We start from the raw sequence: 19,515 nt of genomic DNA on the forward strand, positions 1-19,515 counted from the left end.
AAATTTTTATGTGGGTTTTTCCTGTAATTTTGCTGACCGCGTCACCAGGGGAGCTTAACAATATTTAACCCGAAAGATAAGAAGGGGCGTTTTAAATGCGTTTAGGTTTAAATAACTTGCAGTGTCTTGAAGAGATTAGGTTTGTTTCTTAAGGGTTTGCTTCTTTTTGGGGGCATCTTTTTTTCGTTTTTCTGGGGCGTAAATGCGCAGAGCTACGAAATAGGCGGTGGTTTAGGGGTGGCTTCTTATACGGGAGACATCGCGCGCCGCTTGGATAACAGTCGCCTGGGTCTTCATGGTACGGTCTTTGGCAAGCGAAATTTCGACAATGTGTGGACCCTTCGTCTGGGTCTGGCTTACGGTCGTGTGAGTGGGGCGGATAGTTTAGCGCGGCATGATGCGGCGAATATCGCACGAAATGCTTTTTTTCGTTCGGATATTTTCGAGGGGCATGCGGTGATGGAGTATCACTTCCTGGATTACATGAACCCGCAGGTGCCGGTGAAGTTTTCTCCTTATGCCTTATTTGGGCTGGGAGGTTTCTTCCATTCTACTAGGGGGATGGCTATTAATCGGCAAACTGAAACCATTCAGTTGGTGGATAGGGGCAGCGGTCCCGTTCAAGAAACCCGTATTGGCTTTGAGGGGGATGACCCTTCCAAGTGGGAGTCTAATCGAGGGGGAGGATTAATTATTCCTTTGGGGATAGGTATCAAGTATAAACTGTCAGAGCGCTGGATTTTTAGTGTAGAAGCGAGTATTCGGCTTACGTTCACAGATAACTTAGATGGTATTTCTGAAAATTATGATCTTCCAAATACCACAAATCCTGTTCTTAGGGATGGTTCAAATCGCTTTTCAGGACCTACTCAGCATCAGCTTCCACTCGTTCCCCCTGCATCTCCAGGTACTGCGGATAGTCCAACATTTGGCCCGCCGAGTGTGGTAGAATTTAGACACGATGGCCGCTATTATGCGGATAGGGATTACTACTATTTTTTAAATTTTAACATAAGTTATCTTATCACACGGGTACGCTGTTTCAATTAATTCGTAAATTGGTACGAATTCTAAAAAAGAAATGGCATTTTTGTACCTCGAATTTATAATTACCTGTAAATCAAGTAATGTTAGATCAGATTAATAAGGAGAATGTGCCTCGCCATATCGCGGTGATTATGGACGGGAATGGGCGCTGGGCACAAAAGAAAGGTGCTATGCGCGTTTTCGGGCATAAAAATGCGATTCAGGCGGTGCGTGACGTGATCGAAGCTTCCGATGATGTGGGAGCCGAGTACCTGACGCTGTATACCTTTTCTACGGAGAACTGGTCTAGACCGCAGTATGAAGTGAATGCGATCATGGAGTTGGTGGTTCACACGGTTATGAGCGAGATGGATAGTATGATGGCGAATAATGTGCGCTTGGTTTCTATCGGCGACCGTAATAGTCTTCCTGGGCACTGCAAAGGAAAACTGGAAGAGGGTATCGCCAAAACTGCTCATAATACTGGTTTAACGGTAATTTTAGCTTTAAGTTACAGTGGACGCTGGGATATCCAACAAGCCATGAAGGGCATTGCCGAAAAAGTAGCGAACAAGGAAATAGAGGTGGAGGCGATCAGCCAAGAGCTTATCGCTTCGCATCTGTGCACGGCGGAGTATCCGGACCCAGAGTTATTAGTCCGGACTAGTGGGGAATACCGAATTAGTAATTTCCTTTTATGGCAAATGGCCTACACAGAGCTTTACTTTACAGACGTACTGTGGCCTGATTTCAGGAAAGTACATCTATATGAGGCCGTGTTGGACTTTCAACGAAGAGAGCGTCGGTTTGGAAAAACCGGAGCTCAAGTAAAATCTTAATGAAATGAAAAAAAGTTTACTTGCGATTCTCATCTTATGGTTGGTAGGTGGAGAGCTGAGTGCCAGATTCGTCTGGGGCAGAGTCGCTTCACCACGAGCCGTCCAGTGAATATTCTGGAGCTCAACTATGCAAATCCCCAGAAATTCCGCATAGCGGAGATAAGCGCAGTGGGTTTAGCCACCTTAGATGAAAATGCGATCATTTCTTTAGCGGGCTTACGGGTAGATGATCAGATTTCTGTACCTGGAGACGAAATTTCGGATGCACTGAAGAAGCTTTGGGGGCAGGGAATCATCGGGGATGTAAAAATTCTTGTTACGAAAATCGAGGGAGATGATATTTCCCTTTTAATAGAGCTTACCGAGCGTCCACGCTTTAGCCGTGTCGAATTCTCTGGCATTAATAAAACCCAAGAGAGTGAGTTGCGCGACAAAGTGAAAATCAGGGGTCGCGTAGTTCGGGAAGATGTGATGAGTACCTCTCAACGTAATATTCGTCAGTATTTTGTCGATAAGGGCTTTCTGAACACGGAGGTAAAAATGATTCAGGAGCGGGATACCACACTTCCGAACTCGGTAAAGATTCGGTTCGATGTCGATAAGATGTCTAAGGTGCGTATTAACGAAATCCAAATCGAAGGCAATGAGAATATCTCAGACCGTAGGGTAAAGTCCAAGCTGAAAAATACCAAAGAGCACGCACGAGTCCATATTTTTCGTGATTTAGCGAGCCGCTTGGTGAACACAACGCCTAGCTCTGCTGCTGAGGCGATCTGGTACCGCACGCCTGCGGACCGAGAAGATGTAATCGATTATTTTTCGCGTACGGTGAAGCCTAACTTTTTTAGCGCTTCCAAGTATGTGGTGAAGGATTTCCGAGAGGATAAAAACACGCTAGTTAACTTCTATAATTCGAGAGGTTTCCGTGACGCGGAGATTTTAAGTGATTCCATTTATCAGCATTCTTCGAATACGATCAATATGAAGATCAAGCTCGAAGAAGGGAAAAAGTATTACTACCGTGACATCAACTTTGTGGGTAATTATATCCATGAGGATGAGGTGCTTCGCGCCAAGTTAGCCATTTCCAAGGGGGATGTTTACAACAAAGAAAAATTAGACAAGCGTCTCAATTATGATCCGCAGCGTGGGGACGATATCTCTTCGCTCTACCAGGATGATGGATACCTATTCTTCAACATCGACCCGGTAGAGGTTAAAGTGGAGGGAGACTCTATCGACTTAGAGTTAAGAATCGTGGAAGGTCCTCAGGTTACGGTAAACTCTGTCAGTATCGAAGGAAATGAGCGTACGGCGGATCACGTGGTGATGCGTGAGATACGTATTCTTCCTGGACAGAAGTTTAACAGAAGCTTACTTGTACGTACGATTCGGGAATTGTCACAGCTGGGGTATTTCGACCCAGAGAATATCGAGCCCGATCTGCGACCTAATCCAGCGGATGCTACGGTGGACATTATCTTCAAGTTAGAAGAGCGTCCGAATGATCAGATAGAGCTTTCAGGTGCTGGGGAGGTTTCTTTGGTTTCGTGGGAACAGTAGGGCTTGTCTTTAACAATTTCTCTATTCGAAATATTGGAAATTTAGAAAAGTGGAAACCTTTGCCGGTAGGCGATGGCCAAAAGCTTTCCTTACGTGTACAGGCGAATGGTAGAGCCTTCCAGAATTACAGTGTTTCGTTAACGGAGCCTTGGTTCGGAGGGAAGAAGCCAAAGGCACTTAGCTTTAGCTTTAACCACTCTGTGCAGCGTCAGCTTGACTTCTTTAATCGTCAGGACCCGACGCGTGAAATCGGATCTTTCCAGATTACAGGGGTGACACTGGGGCTCTCGCAGCGTGTGACTTTCCCAGATGATTACTTCTCTATCAGTACAGCGCTTCAGTATCAGGTATACAACTTTGATCAGTTTGGTCGTCAGTTTGGGTTAAGCTTCGCGAGTGGTCGTGCCAACAGTTTAGCGCTAAATACGACCATCTCCAGGAATAATATCGACAACCCGATTTATCCGCGCTTAGGGTCTAGCATCAGTTTAGCTACCTCCTTTACGCCGCCATACGCTTCCATGAATCCAAACCTAAACAGAGAATCTCCGGACGAGGAGCGCTTCAGATGGTTAGAATATCATAAGTGGATGTTTGATGGTACATTCTATACGCCTGTTTTTGGTTCCACCAAGTGGGTACTTAGTGCGCGGACGCATATGGGCTTCTTAGGTTCTTATGGGGATAGAATCGGCATCATTCCATTAGAGCGCTTTGTGTTAGGTGGTGACGGGATGAACTTTAATAACTTCGCTTTAGGTCAGGAAATTATCGGTCTTCGTGGCTACGAAAATCAGGCGATTACGCCAGGTGTGGTAGGACGTTTCGATCCGAATTCAAATGAGCCTTTTGGTGGGGTGGTGTATAACAAGCATGTGATGGAGTTACGCTTCTTAGTATCTCCAAATCCATCGGCTACGATTTTCCTTCTTGGCTTTGCTGAGGCCGGAAATAACTGGGGGAATTATGCGGACTTCAATCCGTTTAATCTCAAGCGCTCTGCGGGTGTAGGTGCTCGAATCTTTATGCCGGCCTTTGGTCTGTTAGGGATTGACTGGGGGTATGGATTCGATAGCTTAGAGGAATTCGATCCACGCATGACCGGAAGAAGTGGCCCACAGTTCCACTTTACCATCGGGCAGCAGTTCCGTTAATCATTCGTGAAAGCTTATGTTAAGAATTGCTAAAATAGGCTGCATTCTCCTTCTCTTAGGTGTATATTTGTCGCACCAAGAAAGTTTGGCACAAAAATTCGGATACATCGATTCAGAATATATTCTGAATATGCACCCGGATTACAAGATAGTTCAGAAGGAACTAGAGGCTCTTCAGAAAGACTGGAAAGATCAGGCGCGTGCTTTAGATGCGGAAATAAAAGAGATGCATACGGCACTAAAAGCGGAGGAAGTTTTGTTAACGGAAGAAATGTACAGTGAGCGCATGAAGGCGATTAAGGAGAAAGAAAAGGAGTCTTTAGCCTTTAATAACCGCGTTTTCGGCGTGAATGGACTTTATTTCCAAAAACAAGCGGAGTTACTGCAGCCGCTGCAGTCCAAGATTTATGATGCCATAGATAAAGTAGCGAAACGCAACCGTCTCGGGATGATTATCGATAAAGCTGCTAGTACAGGATTGATATACACCGATCCCATACATGATTACTCAGAATTCGTTCTGGAAGAGTTAGGAATAGAAAAAAAGTAAATTAAACTACACTACAATGATGAAAATGAAAGTTGTTCTCGCTGCGGCTCTTATGCTTTTCGCAGGTTTCGTGGCACAGGCGCAGTCTGATCTCAAGATCGGTTACACGAACGTAGAACTAATCATGGACTTGATGCCAGAGATGGAGCAGATCGGAGCCGATTTACAGGATTATCAGCAGCAGCTACAAACCAACATCCAAACGAAGGCACAGGACTTTCAGCGTAAGGTGCAAGCTTATCAGCAGGCAGCACAGACGATGACTGACGATGCCCGTGCTCAGCGTGAGCAGGAGCTTCAGCGTCAGCAGCAGGAACTGCAGAAATTCGAGCAGGATGCGCAGGTGTCTTATCAGCGTAAACTGCAGGAGCTGTTAGAGCCTGTTCAGAATAAGGTATTTAATGCTATTAATGCTGTAGCTGCGGAAAACAACTATACGCATATCTTCTCTGAGGCAGCAGGTAATAACCCTGTATTGCTTTACACTAGAGATGAGGACAAGTTTACGGAGCTGGTACTTACTAAATTAGGTATTGAGATTCCAGAAGAGTAAGCTTGTGCATGTATACGTACAAATAAAAGACTGCCATCGGCGGTCTTTTTTTATGTCCTGCTCGTTTCTCTTGACGCCATTTTAGTATTCTTAGCGAAGGTAATAGCACTTCTGGTCACACTGGAGGCCCACATAAGACGAAAACCCAAAACTTATTAAAAGTTCAAAGTGCTAAATTCTGGAAGGGATGCGCATCGGAGGCCTGCATGCCGTAGCTGGAAGGGAAAGAAGAAAAATATGCGTGGCGAACACACGCGAGGCGAACTAAATCGAGGCAAAGGGCCTTGGCATAATAAGTAGTAAACGATATGTCGAAACAGAAATTACAGGCATTATTCAAGCAGCAGGAGGGACTTATCCTTGTGGATTTTTATGCGGACTGGTGTGCCCCTTGCAAGACGATGACGCCAATTTTAGAAGAAGTAGTAGCTGAGACCGGTGGGAAAATTCGCTTATATAAGGTAAATATCGATCGTAACCCGGAAGCGGCACGTACCTTTGGCGTTCGCTCCATTCCCCATTATATGCTGGTAGGAAAAGGCAAAATACTGTGGCGTAAAGGAGGTTACCAAACCAAGCGGAACTTGCTTCAGCAGCTGAAAGGCTTTCTATAAAAAAACCACTCTAGGGTCTCCATAAGAGCCTTAGAGTGGTTTTTGTTTGTTTTGCGCCGGCTAGGCGCGAAGGAAAGGGGGCGCTATCACCCACTTTCTGTTTCTATACCGATTATTTCGACCAAGAGGCCTTTCCTCCCTTAGCGGAGTCCACTTGTATGCTGTAACGGTTCGTATTACCAGATACGATCCAGCGTACTTTTACAGCGTTCATCCCTGGGATATTCGCTACTAGCATGGTTTGGGGATCCACAGTTTGCTCTGTCAGTCTGTTAAAGTCCTCGTTTTCCACGATAAAGCCAGCTACCACATTAACGCCTTCGATTTTCACATGGTCAGGGCGCTCGATTTTGTACTTTAAGTCCTGAGAAGAGTGTGTAGGAATAAGGCGCTCGTTATAGATGGTGGCCGTGATTTCCTTTAAACCTCTACCAAGGTCTTTTTCTTTCACGTCCATGACGCTCAGTTTCGGGGTGTGGTAGGCATGGAGGATCGTGAAGGCAGAGTTACGGTGCGCATCTTGCTCCATCAAGAAACCTGGGTGGAGGCGTCCAAAATTCTTTTTGAAGCCACCGATTTCGATTTTTCCATATTGCGGGTGGTCGTATTCTTCCCAGTTGACGAAGGCATCGCCAAAAGTCAGGTAGGTATCTACCTTCATCTGCTCGTCTTGATTTCCGCGTCCTGCGTTCTGGTGGAAGTAGAGGTAGGAGGTCATCAATTCATTCGAATAGGTAAAGATACCTCTGCCGCCATAAAACCAGTCGAGCTGTCCACCGAAAACGGAGTAAAGGTCCTTATACACGACGAGGTAGCGGTACCCCGGCATAAACTCTTCACCTTTTTTCGCGATCGCGTCGTAGATGCTGATGTCGCTGCGGTTATAGGTGTCTAAATCCTCGGCAGTCCCCAGGGCCACGAAGGATCATGCCCCCGTAGTTATGGTAGCTTTGTGCAGCGGCGATATTCGGATGCTTCATGACGAACTCCATCACGGCGCGGTTTTCCGGTACGCTAAAGGGATAGCGCAGGGCACCACTTTGGATATAATCCGGCTGCCAGTTCCATCCCCAGTCACGGTTTGGATCGTAGTAGCCGATGCCATCCTCGTTAATGCGTCCATCACCGTCACGGTCCACTCCTTCGTAGCCCAGCATTTCGTATTCTCCCTGCTGATCTGGCGCCACCATGATCAGTTTACGTGGGTCCATTTGATCCTTCACATAGCGTCCCGTAGGCGACTTCCGAATCATCATGGTGATATGGCCATCCTTATTTAAGTCATCAAAAGGATCCTCTCCGAACTCCCCATCGCCATCATTATCGGTGATCATCATCCCCGAGCGTGGAGAGTTTTGCGTATTGGCCTCCTTAATGAAGTAATCGTGCGCGTCCGGGTTAATGGTCGGCGCGATGTAAAAGGTTTTGTCCTTTAGCAGCTCCGTGATAAAGTCCAGGTCGCCATACATCTCTGTTAGGTACCAGGCGGTGTAAAGGGAAAACTCAGTCCCCTGGATCTCATTCGAGTGAATGTTACCGTCAATCCACATGGCGGGTTTATCCTCTGCCTTGCCCGCCTTAAAATCAGTAATGGTTAGCACCCAAATGTCATTTCCCTCATAGGATTTACCGATACTGGTAAGCTTGACCAAGTTGGGATGCTGCTTGACCATTTCCCTCATAATTTCCTCCAGTGCCAGGTTCGTATGGTAACGATTCCAGGATACCTGAACTTTAGGATTATGTGGCGTACCGATCGCGCGGAAATAGCGCTCCTGTGCTTGCCCTGTCTGGAGTGTGCCGATACTTAGGGCCGCTCCGAGTGCTGTCGTATATAACCAGTTTTTCAATTTCATTTCTTAATACTTACAGGTTTACGTTAAATTTAGCGAAGCCCGTGTGTGCAGCCCCAGCCTTTACTTCTACAGAACCGCTGCCCTGGATCACCCAGCTCATGGTTACTTTCTCATAAGCACCCACGCTGTTTATCAATTTAATTTTCTCTCCAGCCACTAAATCATCCGCTTTTTTATTGATATCCACGCGGACTTTGCGCAGCCAGCGCGAACGCTCACCCATTTCGGTATGCGTAGGGATCGGGGAGTTATTATAAAGTGTGGCGGTTACCCGTGTTAAGCCGTTACTTAGTTTCTCGGTTTTCACGTCGTGGAACTCGAGCTTGGGGGCCTTAGCGGCCAAAGACAAGATAAAATCTGTATGTGTCGTCGCGATGTCGGCTACTTTTTCGAAAGGAGGGTTATAGAGCAGGAAGGGCTTAATGCCTCCCACCTCTACTTTTTTCCCAGGGAAGTCGGGATGCTCCACGGCTGTCCATGGGACAAAGGCGTCGATGCCTTCCTGCTCTGCCCATGCCAAGAAGTTCACCTCAGGGTGGCTGCTAGCCTTCCCCTCTGCTGGCTTGGTCTCTGGAGCCCACCAGCCTGGCGTGCTCAAGCTCAGGCGGCCAAAATGGAAGTAAGCCACTGGAAAAAGTCTCCGTCGGTACCTTGGTTGCTTTGTAAATAAGCCTTATCTGCGACCTCATTATACATGCTGGAAATCATGCTGTTAAGTGCTACGTCTTTTTCTAACATGCTCGTTACCACGCGCTTTCTGGCATCGGCGGGGTTGTATTTTAGTGGAGCGGATAGGTTGTTGGCAGGGCTAAAGCTCACGAAGCCGAAGATGTTCCACTGATCGAAAAGGTAATCCAGCAGGGCGCGGCTTTCCTCTTGTGAGACGGCGAAATCACCTGCTAGAGGTGTGAAAATCGGGAACTTATAGGTGAGGCTTCTGTTAAAAGCGATACCCTCCTCCAGGTCCTCACCGAACTGTCCATCTTTATCTTGGTCTCTGCTTTCGGCATACACGAAGTAGCTGCCTTTTTCTCCTTTTTTCACGTCTGCAGGCACCATGACGCGTGGGTCCTCCTCGTGGGGTTTATGCGTTCCGAGGGCAGATTCTACACGCATCAGCGTGATCATGCCATCACGGTTCAGGTCCACGTAAGGGTCTTCACTTGTGCGGCCGTCGCGGTCGTGGTCTACCTGAGCGGCATTTCCGCGGCGCTCATACTTTAGGTTCGCATGGTACTGCGCATAGGCGTCTGGGGACATGTTCGGGAACACGTAGAAGCTCACATTTTCGAGCACCTCGGGCGTTCTTGGCTGATGCGTTCCGCAAATTGGAGCGCCAGCTCCACGCTCAGCACATGAAAGCCTCTATACCGCCTACGATAGCGAGCGCCGGTTTATTATCTCGGTCGCCAGTACCGATCTGGATGGCCCAGATGTCTTTACCGCCAGCCGTTTTCGTGAGACTCTTCACAGAGGCTACCGAGGAATTACCGATCTGCTTCACCCGCTGGTCGATTTGGGAAAGTGTCGGGTAGTCTCCCTGCGCCATGGTCAGTTCGCTGCTACCGAGCAGCAGCCCCATGCCGGCCAGGAGGGAGAGATACTTTTTTTTCATAAAACGTTATTTTTTGGTTTTGCTTGTAATCAGTTTATCCACTTCTCAGATTTATGGGATTTCCAACAAGCGATATTAGCATTTTTTTCAGCCATACGGAACGCGAAGTAAGGAAGGCTGTGGGGCTATCGGATAAGCGGTAAATGTGCGCTTTAAAGGGTGCTGAAATGGGCAGATTTTTTTAAGCAGCGGAATTGTTTTATCTTCCACTTTCCTATTCCTTCGCCATGTTTAAAAAAAATAGCTTTAGCCGTCGCTTTTTCGCCACGCATGGAGGCGCTCATCGCCGAAGCCAAGCGTCTAAAAACCCTTTTTCAGTCCGAGCTACTCCTTATTCATGTGGGAGACCATAGTGCAGCTCTGGAAGAAAAACTTCAAGCCGTGTGCACACGGTATCAGATCGACCCTGCCCGCACACAGATCGTGTGGGAAAAGGGTAAGCCTGTAAAAAAGATCTTAGAGGTCTGTGAGCGTCAAGGGGTGGATTTACTCATCACCGGCGCGTTAAAGTCCGAAAGCTTTTTTACTTATTACACAGGCTCTGTAGCTCGAAAAATTATCCGTAAGGCGAAATGTGCCGTCCTGACGCTTATCGAGCCGAGCACCGAGCCGCGGCATTTTAGTCGAATCGTTATTAATGGCACCCAGCAGGCGCAGACTCCTACGGTGATCGCCTCGGGGCTAAAGCTGGCGCGCTTGGAACCAGACCCCCGCATTTTTATCGTGAATGAGATTAAGATGTATGGTTTTCAGATGGCTACTGCTGCTGAAGGAGGGGAGCAGGAAGCCTCGCAGATGCGTAAGAAACTTGTGGCGGAGGAGATTAAATATGTGCAAGATATTTTAGATGGGATCGACTGCCAGGAGCAGCGCATCACCATCAAGGTGACCTCGGGGAAGTGGGCTGTGGAGCTGGCCAAATTCGCAACTGAGTCGAAGGCGGATCTTCTCGTGCTAGGCGATGAGGGGAATTTGGGCTTCATCGACCGCCTTTTCCCGCATGACCTCGAGGATATGCTGTCGAACCTGCCCTGTAATCTTTTGATATTAAAACCGTAGTCTATGGAGAGTTTATCGCATGCCGCGGTCATCAACCTGTTTTTACAGCTGGCAGTCATGCTGCTGCTGGCGCGGGTTTTAGCGGAGGTGGCGCAGAAGTTTCGGCAGCCGCTGTCGTCGGTGAGCTGCTAGCAGGGATCCTTCTGGGGCCCACGATCTTGGGCACGCTTAGCCCGGAGAGCTTTGATTTCTTTTTCGCATCGAATGTGGATGCGAATATCGCGCTGGACGGCTTCGTGCAGATCGCGGTCGTCCTGCTTTTATTCATCGCAGGGCTCGAAGTGGAGCTCCATCTGGTCTGGTCGCAGGGGAAATCGGCGCTTAGTATTTCACTGCTGGGATTGATCGTACCTTTTGCACTTGGGTTCATTTTTCCCTACTACTTTGCGGACTTTTTTGGCATGGGAGAGGGGGATCGCCTGCTTTTTTCACTCTTTATGGGCACGGCCATGTCGATTACAGCACTTCCCGTAGTGGTACGGATACTGATGGATATGGATCTCTTTAAGACGAAGATGGGCATGCTCATCGTGGCTTCGGCTATGGTGAATGACATTATCGGTTGGCTGATTTTTTCCGTCATTCTCTCGTTTATGGGGAAGGCGGGGTCACTTTCGCTGGCGCAAACGATCGGCATTACGCTGTTTTTTACCTTCTTTATGCTCACACTGGGGAAAATGATCATCAATAGGGTCTTGCCCTGGGTCAATAAAAAGCTGGCCTGGCCGGGAGGGGTTCTATCCCTTTCGATGGCCTTCTGTTTTCTGGCGGCAGCCTTTACGGAATGGCTGGGGATCCACTCCATTTTTGGGGCATTTCTTTTGGGCGTAGCCCTAGGAGACAGTGAGCACATGTCCGAGCGCGCGAAAGAAATCGTCCATCAGTTTATTAATAATATTTTCGCACCCCTTTTCTTCGTTTCTATCGGGTTGAAAATCAATTTTATCGCCAATTTCGATCTTTTACTGACCTTGGCTGTCTTAGCGATATCCTTCGCAGGAAAAATCGTGGGGAGCGGATATGGCGCGTTTAAGGGAGGTTTCCAAGTGAAGGAAGCCCTAGCCGTAGGGTTCGGGATGAATGCTCGAGGCGCCATGGAGATTATCCTGGGCTTGATCGCTTTAGAAAATGGCTTGATCGGGGAGCAGCTCTTCGTGGCGCTCGTGATCATGGCTATCGTGACCAGTATGAGTAGTGGGCCACTGATGCGCTGGGCGCTGAAAAAGCCGCCAGAGGCCGCTGCTTAATCTAAAAAAAGGTGAAAATTCCTCTGTTTTTTGTTAAAAGTGGTCGCGTTTTTGTACATTTAAAGATAATTTGTATCAAACCTTAACATTTATTATGCGACGAACATTCTTAAGAAAATTAATTGGTTTAAGCTTTATATGTGCTTTTTTGGTCAGCTTTGGCGCTTTTGCGCAGCAAATGATGCCTCCAAATCAGGCGGCACCTGCGGACATTTCAGATGAAGACATAGAGGCCTTTGTGGACTTAAACAAGAAAATTATGCCGAAGCAGGAGGCCATGCAGCAGAAAATGGTCGCTAAGATCGAAGAAGAGGGCATGGATATCATGCGCTTCCAGCAGATCGCCCAAGCGCAGGAGCAGGGCAAGCTTTCTGAGGTAGCGAAGGATGAAGAGGAGATGGCTACCTTTAATAAGGTCGGACAGATGGTGATGAAAATGCAGGAGGAGCTTCAGGGCGAGGTCATGAAAATGATCGAAGACAGTGAGCTCGGGCAGCAGAAGTTCCAGATGATCTTCATGGCGTATCAGCAGGATCCTGAGGTGCGTGATAAAGTAGAAAAAATGATGGCGGAAGACGAAGGATAAGCAACTTTGTCTCCGTGTACGTTGCCCGGGAGGCAAAATAAAAGGCCTTTCTTCCACCGAATGTGCGGAGAGAGGCTTTTTCGGTTTTAAATCGATTTTATCGATGTGCGATCGAAAGAAAAATCGTATATGTGGAACATTACGTGTAATTTTGGCTTTTATAAGCTGAGAAGTTTTTAAAAAGTATGCAGAAGAACAAAGCAAAAACGGGTGTCCTGCTGGTTAATTTAGGCACGCCGGACAGTACTGCCACGGGGGATGTGCGGAAGTATTTACGTCAGTTTTTAATGGATGGACGTGTGATTGACTTCCCGTATATCCCGAGATGGATGCTGGTCAACTTGATTATCGCTCCGTTTCGAGCGCTGAAATCAGCGAAGGAGTACCGTAAGCTATGGACTGAACGGGGGAGCCCGCTGCTTTTTCACACGCAGGATCTGCGGGAGAAGTTGGTGGAAAAATTAGATATGCGCCAGTATGAGGTAGAAATCGCCATGCGCTATCAGTCCCCAAGCATCGAAGAGGGGCTGAAAAAGCTGAATAAGGCGAATGTGAAGAAGATCATCGTGATCTCCCTGTTCCCGCAGTATGCTTCGGCGACGAATGGTTCGGTGGTGGATAAGGTGATGGAAATCGCACGCACCTGGCAGATCATCCCGAATATCACTTTTGTTAATAATTTCGTGGATCATCCCCTCTTTTTAGAGGCTTGGGCGGAGCTCGGAAGGGAGATGATGGAGCAGGAGCAGTATGATCGCTACTTGTTTTCTTATCATGGGCTGCCAGAACGTCAGATTCGTAAAGGGTCTGTGGATGGCTACTGTCAGCTCAGTGATAAGTGCTGTGCCAACTATACGAAGAAAAACCAGTTTTGCTACCGCGGACAGTGTTTCCATACCACGCGCCTCATCGCGGATAAGTTAGGACTTCCGGAGGAAAAGGTGATTACTTGTTTCCAGTCACGTCTGGGGAAAGACCCTTGGATCAAGCCGTATACAGAAGATATTATCGAAGAGCTGGCGAAGGAGGGGATCAAGAAGGTGCTTGTTTTCTCGCCTGCATTTGTGGCTGACTGCTTAGAGACCACTGTGGAGGTAGGGGAAGAGTATAAGGAGGAGTTCGAAGAGCTGGGTGGCGAGCGCTGGGATCTGGTTCCTAGTTTAAATTCACGTGACACATGGGTGGAATGCGTGAAGGATTTAGTAGAAAAAAACACCTAGATGACGCGTTCTCATTCGTTTACAGGATCCTCATGGTTTTTTATCGTGGGGATTCTTTTTATTTCTTTTAATCTACGTCCAGCGATTACGGGCATAGGGCCTTTGGTGCCGTATATTAAGGAGGATTTAGGGCTTTCGAATACGATGGCGGGCTTTTTAACCACGCTGCCTTTGCTCACCTTTGCTACTTTTTCGCTGGTGAGTGCGCGCATTGGGCGGCGGTTGGGTTTGGCACCGGCCATAGGTTGGGCACTTGTCGTTATTTTTATAGGCACACTGCTTCGTTATCTGCCGAGCCTTTTGGCTTTTTTTGGGGACGGGTCTCACGGGAGTGGGGATTGTGATTTGTAATGTACTCCTTATCCCTTTGATAAAAAAAAGGGAGCCAAATCGCATTGGGCTGCTGACCTCGCTATATACGACGGGGATGGCGCTTTTTGCGGCGGTGGCCTCTGGGCTGGCTGCTCCTTTGGCGGAGTTTAAGGGTTTTGGCTGGAGAGGGTCGCTGGTTTCTTGGGCCTTGCTGGTGCTCATTGGAATCGTGCTTTGGTGGCCGCAGATGCAGCGTAAGGAGGGGAAGCAGCCCCGTGGAGAGGCATTACCTGCTGGGGTGAGCGTATGGAAATCACGTCTAGCCTGGCAGGTCAGCATGGTGCTTGGGGTACAGTCCTTACTTTTTTTTACGCTGGTGAGCTGGTTCCCCGATATGCTGGTGGCTAGGGGGTACAGTACGGCGAAGGCGGGACTGCTGCTTTCTGTGATGCAGCTGATTGGCCTGGCGGGCTCCTTTTTGGCGCCGATTTTCGCGGTCAAGTTTCGGCAGCAACAGGGAGCGGTCAGCTTGGTGAGTGCAGGCTATCTGATCGGGTTTAGCCTGCTGTTTATCGAAAATACGACTGTATTGTATGTGTGTATGGTGATTTTAGGGACCAGTATGGGTTCGAGCATCTCCCTGGCTTATACGATGATTGGCCTGCGCACGGAGGACGAGCAGACGACGGGAGCGCTTTCAGGCATGGCGCAGTCGGCAGGCTATTATTTGGCTGCTTTGGGCCGGTGTGCTTTGGTCTGGTCTTTGATGCTTTTGGCAACTGGGACCACTTGCTTTATCTTATGCTAGGCTGTACGGTGCTGTTTTGGCTCTTTGGCCTTCAGGCCGGTAAAGCCAATACGATAGAGGCAAAAGCTCGGGCACAGGCTGAAAAAGTGTCCTGATTTCTGTACCTTTGCAGCGCCAAAAGACTCGATACTATGCAAGAATTTCTCGCCGAACTCGGTGTTTCCCCAACGCTCTTTAGTTACGTTATTATGCCCGTGCTTATTTTCTTGGCACGTGTTTCGGACGTTTCTATTAATACGCTGAGGATCATGTTTGTCCTAAATGGCAAAAAGAATGTGGCGCCTATTTTAGGTTTCTTTGAGGCTATGATTTGGCTTTTGGCCATCGGCCAAATTTTTCAAAACATCGATAACCCTATGTCTTATATCGCTTATGCGGGAGGCTTCGCCATGGGTAATTATGTGGGCATGACTATAGAGGAACGGTTGGCACTCGGCCGGGTGCTTGTACGGGTGATTTCGCCTTCGCCACTTACGCCGCTTCTCGATTACATGAAGGATGAGAATTACCGCTTCACGGTCGTGGGTGCTGAGGGGCGCTATGGCAAAGTAAATTTGGTGTTCACCGTCATGAAGCGGGATAGTTTGGAGCGTTTCGTTGGGAAGCTGAAGGCAGTGGACGAGAAGGCTTTTTACACTATCGAGAGCGTAAAGCGTGTGAGTGAAGATGAACTGAATGTAATGGAGGATAAACCGCGTTTTAGTACCAAGTTGCGAGGCCTTATTCGGAAATAAGTGGTGTAAATTGCGGAGAGCATACTGTAGGCTAGGCCTGCTGGAGGTGAGGCCTACCCCATTCATCCTATTTTTATTCTTCTAATGCCAGGTTATACAGTTCCATGTACTGTCGAATAGCCTGAGCCAAGGTGTGTTCATCTAGGTTGACATCGATAATTTTTCCGTCTGGGCCCAAAAGCATGGTCGTCGGATAACTGGAAATGTTGAATTTTTCTACGATTTCGTTCGTACTGTCGGAAAGAATTTGTGGCCAATCGATTTGACGTTTATCAAGTACTTTAGCGAAGCCTTTTTGTGATTCACTGGCTATGCCCAAGAAAACTACGTTTTCATTTTCTAACTCCTTAAAGGCTTGCACTATAGAGGGGATTTTCGCCATGCATGGACCACACCATGTACCCCAAAAGTTCAGAAACACATATTTCCCCTGTAAGTCTGTTAAGGATATTTGCTTGTTCGTTGAAAACTCAACTCCTTCAAAATACGGGGCATAGTGACTGGAGTCTTTAGACCAAAACGAATAAGGTATGGTTACTCTTTCTAAGCGTATATGTTGCTGTATAGGATCGACTCCTTGGTATCGATAGAAACGTTTTCCAATCCGTAGCAAATCGCCGTCTTTTTTTATACCTCCCACAGGTCCATTTTCATTTGTAATTAGTAATTCGGGATTACTCAGACTTGGGTCAAAAGAAAAACCCAAATTAAGGCTTAGCTCATGATCGAATAAGTGTGCTTTGCCATGGGATGCAGCTGCATAGTAGATACTGTCTCCATGCGTATTTGTTTTTAGTATAATGGGAATGTTTTTTTCACTTAATCTACCATCTACCACAAATTCAAAGGGGAAAGATAAAGCGTCATCCAGGCTTAGAGCAAGCGGTTCGTTTGTTTGCAGTGGGCTTATTACGTAATCCATTTCATCTGAAACATCTCCATCGTAGTTGCTATCAAATCTGGCTATTCGTTGGCCTGTTTTCGTAGTGCCTACGACTAGAGCCATATAGGAGCGGGTGGTATGATGTGCAGAGGAGTCAACACGGAATGGGTGTTCTTCTTTAAATTTTGCTACGGTGGTAGAATCAATTTTCCCGGATTTTAACAGTTGGTGAAGAAACTGCGGATAATCCACCACCAAATACGATGTTCTAGCTTGGTTCATGTATTCGGGGACTCCGGAAAGCTCAGGTTCGCCTATTTTTATTTTTGGTTTCGTGTTTTCATCGTATTCGAAAAGTAAGCTGTATTTTGGTGTAAAGGCAGCAGTGCCAGGCTCAAGCGTGTAGGGTATTCTCAAGATGCTTTGCGCGGGCAGTTGAATAGAAAAATGAATAAGTACGAAGTACGTAAGCAATATGGTTTTTTTTTCGCTTCGCTAAAAAATAGAGACTAAATCCGCACAAATTTAGTAGTAATATGGATGTAATAATCAATTTCATAGATCATTTTTAAATTTTGAAAACACTAAAATGGGATTTGCAGCTCCATCTAAAGATATCATGTAGTCATAAAAGTTTTTTCCGTATGTATTAATTAAGTCTTTAATTTCATTTTCAGCAGAGGGAAGGGATTCACTAATTTGCAAAACGATTCCTCTAGGAAAATAAGCGATAAACGCATCCTTGTGAATTCCTACATTAGTATTAATAAATAATATTTCGTCAGCAAAAATGTTTTCGCTTAAGATCAGTCTACTGGTTTCCTTAAGAAATAGTCCCCAAACTAAATCCACTCCTCTGCGGAATTTGAATTGAATGACATCATTTGTTTCATGATAAAAAGTCAAACCTTTTACTGTTTTATTTTTTACTGTTTTGTTAAACCATTTCTCATATTGCTTTGTGCTTTTTGGTAGCTCATATTTGTCATTTGAAGCCATGTCGGTAAAATCAAACCAAACTTTTGGTACCATCTTACCGTGTCCATTGATCGTATATATGGTGTCATTTAGTACATGTGTAAACCCAATACTATAAGTGCCTCCTGAAAAAGGATTTTCATAATCTACATAAAGGTTTTTTTCTTGTTTTTCAATAGGTAAATAACGATTTAGTATTTTAGCATCTTTCGTGAAACTGTAGAATTTCGAACAATTTTCTTTTGAAAAACATTGGTTATTGGCGTATCCGATGAGACGAGTGGAATCTAACAGACTCACCTTGTCTAACACGATGTTTTCCAGTTCAGTGGTATAGCCTGTAAATGCTCCATCCTCCGTACTGTACCAGATGATTTTTTCACCTTGCAAAACGCCTATTTCATTGGTGCTTGGATATAAAACGATGTCTCTTAATTCACGATATTCACCGGGTCCTTTGCCTGAGCTACCAAGTTTGAATAAGAATTTTCCTTCGAGATTAAAACAGAATGCTGCTTGGGCAATATCGCAGTCCAGGACGAAAATCCTTTCCTCATGCCTTATGACTTTGTCTATTTTTCCGATTAAGCTTGCATCCGTAACTTCTAGTGGCACTATGTAGTGTTCAGACAGTTTGTCTCGGGTGACTGTAAAGCTCTCCAATATATCCTGTGATCGAACGGTAATCTTTGTTAGTTCCGGTGATGTATCGGCTGCGCTAGTAGGATACACCTTCTGTCCCTGGGAGAAGAAGTGAATGTGTAGGCAGCAGATGCATAGAAGTAGTGCAGGAAAGTGAGTCATATTCACAGTAATGATTTAATTTTTAGATTGTTTGTCTTACATATGTCTGTTAAAGATGAAACAAGAAAAAGCAAACACAGTAAGATTACCTTTATTAGGAGCTTCATTTTCGCATTGAATAATGTGAATTAAATGCGGTCACCTGCCCGAGATCGTACGAAGTGCTTCATTTTCACCCTTACCCCTGATTTCTCCACTGCTCCTTTTCTGCTGAACATGCCGATACAGAATAATATGAAGTGTTATGACACGGTAATCGCTGCTTCGAATTTTCGTTTCTAAAATTATGACAGTTAATTAAATTTAAGTTTATTTTTTTAGTTTTACAAAATTTTTGAATTATTTTTGTTTCATATAGTTTATTGATATGCTAATTCCTACTGTAATAGCTGTTTTGAATCTTTTGTACAGGCAGGTCTCCAGATACTTTGTCCGAACCGTTGAATGCAAAAGTGAATGGAGAGATTTGGTATTAGGTAGATTATTTTTATGATTCGTATAATGCCTTTCGTCGCCAAATATTTTATTCTTGTCTGAGATTAATCTCAAAAAATTGTTTACTTAAATAAGGGAAGTCGGCATGAGGCACAAAAAAAAGTGATTTCGGAAAAATTATTTTTTGTAAAAGCATAGAAAGGGAAAGTATTATTTTCTATAAAAAAGGATTTATAGCTATGTTCTGGTATAGGATAGATTTCTGGAAGGGAAGGGAAGTTATTTTTTAGAAAAATTAATTCTCCACTATTGTAAGTGTTTTTCAAAACAACTATTTTTCCATCAAAAATCTTTGAAATACTGTCCAACGTAATCATTTCATTGCTTATACAGGCATCACAGTCATCATCGCTAAAGACAAAAAATACACTTTTCCCTAGATTGTTCGTGGTTGATTCGTGAAACTCAGTTATGAAAGACAAGAATTTTCTCTTATCAATAAAAACAGAGTTTAAGTAAGTACGGCTTAGAGTAGTTCAAAAAATAGTTTTGAATGTCTTCTTKGTTTGATAAATAGAAATTTCTGTTTTTAATCTTTCCATTTTATTCTTTATTTTTTGATCCGTCTAATAAACAGATGCAAGATCGACCAAGAATTAGAGCCAATATGGAAATAATA

Annotated in this window: 16 protein-coding genes and 3 pseudogenes; 13 read left to right on the forward strand and 6 right to left on the reverse strand. The window is 45.8% G+C overall.

Features of this window, described 5'->3' with window-relative positions:
* Positions 1–126: 126 nt before the first annotated feature.
* From porG to trxA, 6 genes and pseudogenes are all read left to right on the forward strand, one after another.
* On the forward strand, positions 127–1,050 hold the full coding sequence (gene porG / locus A3SI_RS13835) for a type IX secretion system protein PorG (protein ID WP_162098464.1): 924 nt from the start codon (positions 127–129) through the stop codon (positions 1,048–1,050).
* A 77-nt stretch (positions 1,051–1,127) separates the two neighbouring features.
* Positions 1,128–1,865: an isoprenyl transferase gene (locus A3SI_RS13840; RefSeq protein ID WP_009056854.1), complete on the forward strand. Its 738-nt coding sequence runs from the start codon at positions 1,128–1,130 to the stop codon at positions 1,863–1,865.
* A 4-nt stretch (positions 1,866–1,869) separates the two neighbouring features.
* Positions 1,870–4,582 (forward strand): annotated as a pseudogene (locus A3SI_RS13845) (BamA/OMP85 family outer membrane protein).
* Between the two features lie 16 nt (positions 4,583–4,598).
* A complete protein-coding gene (locus tag A3SI_RS13850; RefSeq protein WP_009056856.1) occupies positions 4,599–5,132 on the forward strand; it encodes an OmpH family outer membrane protein in 534 nt (177 codons plus the stop codon).
* Positions 5,133–5,148: 16 nt separating this feature from the next.
* Positions 5,149–5,685 (forward strand): OmpH family outer membrane protein, encoded by a 537-nt coding sequence (locus A3SI_RS13855; protein ID WP_009056859.1) that lies wholly within the window; start codon positions 5,149–5,151, stop codon positions 5,683–5,685.
* Between the two features lie 308 nt (positions 5,686–5,993).
* The gene (gene trxA / locus A3SI_RS13860; RefSeq protein ID WP_009056862.1) at positions 5,994–6,299 is read left to right on the forward strand and encodes a thioredoxin; all 306 of its coding nucleotides are present in this window, start codon (positions 5,994–5,996) and stop codon (positions 6,297–6,299) included.
* A 112-nt stretch (positions 6,300–6,411) separates the two neighbouring features.
* Here the strand turns inward: trxA and A3SI_RS23335 are convergent.
* The 4 genes and pseudogenes from A3SI_RS23335 to A3SI_RS21090 form a co-directional block, all read right to left on the reverse strand.
* A pseudogene (locus A3SI_RS23335) lies at positions 6,412–8,155 on the reverse strand (M14 family metallopeptidase).
* A 10-nt stretch (positions 8,156–8,165) separates the two neighbouring features.
* Positions 8,166–8,783 carry a hypothetical protein gene (locus A3SI_RS21080; protein ID WP_238531777.1) on the reverse strand — a complete coding sequence of 206 codons (618 nt, stop codon included), beginning with the start codon at positions 8,781–8,783 and terminating at the stop codon, positions 8,166–8,168.
* On the reverse strand, positions 8,756–9,451 hold the full coding sequence (locus tag A3SI_RS21085; RefSeq protein ID WP_238531778.1) for a M14 family metallopeptidase: 696 nt from the start codon (positions 9,449–9,451) through the stop codon (positions 8,756–8,758). The genes A3SI_RS21080 and A3SI_RS21085 overlap by 28 nt, the downstream gene beginning before the upstream one ends.
* Positions 9,452–9,503: 52 nt before the next feature.
* Positions 9,504–9,770 (reverse strand): hypothetical protein, encoded by a 267-nt coding sequence (locus A3SI_RS21090; RefSeq protein ID WP_238531779.1) that lies wholly within the window; start codon positions 9,768–9,770, stop codon positions 9,504–9,506.
* Positions 9,771–10,040: 270 nt separating this feature from the next.
* Here A3SI_RS21090 and A3SI_RS13875 point away from each other — a divergent pair, with 270 nt between their 5' ends.
* The 7 genes and pseudogenes from A3SI_RS13875 to A3SI_RS13900 all read left to right on the forward strand — a co-directional run bounded on the left by A3SI_RS13875 (position 10,041) and on the right by A3SI_RS13900 (position 15,736).
* Positions 10,041–10,829: a universal stress protein gene (locus tag A3SI_RS13875; RefSeq protein WP_050977534.1), complete on the forward strand. Its 789-nt coding sequence runs from the start codon at positions 10,041–10,043 to the stop codon at positions 10,827–10,829.
* A 3-nt stretch (positions 10,830–10,832) separates the two neighbouring features.
* Positions 10,833–12,076: pseudogene (locus A3SI_RS13880) on the forward strand (cation:proton antiporter).
* A gap of 148 nt (positions 12,077–12,224) precedes the next feature.
* Positions 12,225–12,662 carry a DUF4168 domain-containing protein gene (locus A3SI_RS13885; protein WP_009056867.1) on the forward strand — a complete coding sequence of 146 codons (438 nt, stop codon included), beginning with the start codon at positions 12,225–12,227 and terminating at the stop codon, positions 12,660–12,662.
* Positions 12,663–12,847: 185 nt separating this feature from the next.
* A complete protein-coding gene (gene hemH / locus A3SI_RS13890) occupies positions 12,848–13,882 on the forward strand; it encodes a ferrochelatase (protein WP_009056868.1) in 1,035 nt (344 codons plus the stop codon).
* A complete protein-coding gene (locus tag A3SI_RS22925) occupies positions 13,883–14,233 on the forward strand; it encodes an MFS transporter (protein WP_009056869.1) in 351 nt (116 codons plus the stop codon).
* On the forward strand, positions 14,223–15,002 hold the full coding sequence (locus tag A3SI_RS22930) for an MFS transporter (RefSeq protein WP_009056870.1): 780 nt from the start codon (positions 14,223–14,225) through the stop codon (positions 15,000–15,002). The genes A3SI_RS22925 and A3SI_RS22930 overlap by 11 nt, the downstream gene beginning before the upstream one ends.
* A gap of 131 nt (positions 15,003–15,133) precedes the next feature.
* Positions 15,134–15,736 (forward strand): DUF2179 domain-containing protein, encoded by a 603-nt coding sequence (locus A3SI_RS13900; protein ID WP_009056872.1) that lies wholly within the window; start codon positions 15,134–15,136, stop codon positions 15,734–15,736.
* A gap of 73 nt (positions 15,737–15,809) precedes the next feature.
* Here the strand turns inward: A3SI_RS13900 and A3SI_RS13905 are convergent, their stop codons facing one another.
* Both A3SI_RS13905 and A3SI_RS13910 read right to left on the reverse strand, forming a co-directional pair.
* Positions 15,810–17,036: a peroxiredoxin family protein gene (locus A3SI_RS13905; protein ID WP_156810315.1), complete on the reverse strand. Its 1,227-nt coding sequence runs from the start codon at positions 17,034–17,036 to the stop codon at positions 15,810–15,812.
* Between the two features lie 138 nt (positions 17,037–17,174).
* Complete coding sequence (locus tag A3SI_RS13910) at positions 17,175–18,401, reverse strand: 6-bladed beta-propeller (protein ID WP_262491788.1); 1,227 nt, start codon at positions 18,399–18,401, stop codon at positions 17,175–17,177.
* Between the last annotated feature and the right edge of the window lie 1,114 nt (positions 18,402–19,515).

The sequence above is a fragment of the Nitritalea halalkaliphila LW7 genome, assembly GCF_000265075.1.
In the GTDB taxonomy this organism is placed as follows: domain Bacteria; phylum Bacteroidota; class Bacteroidia; order Cytophagales; family Cyclobacteriaceae; genus Nitritalea; species Nitritalea halalkaliphila.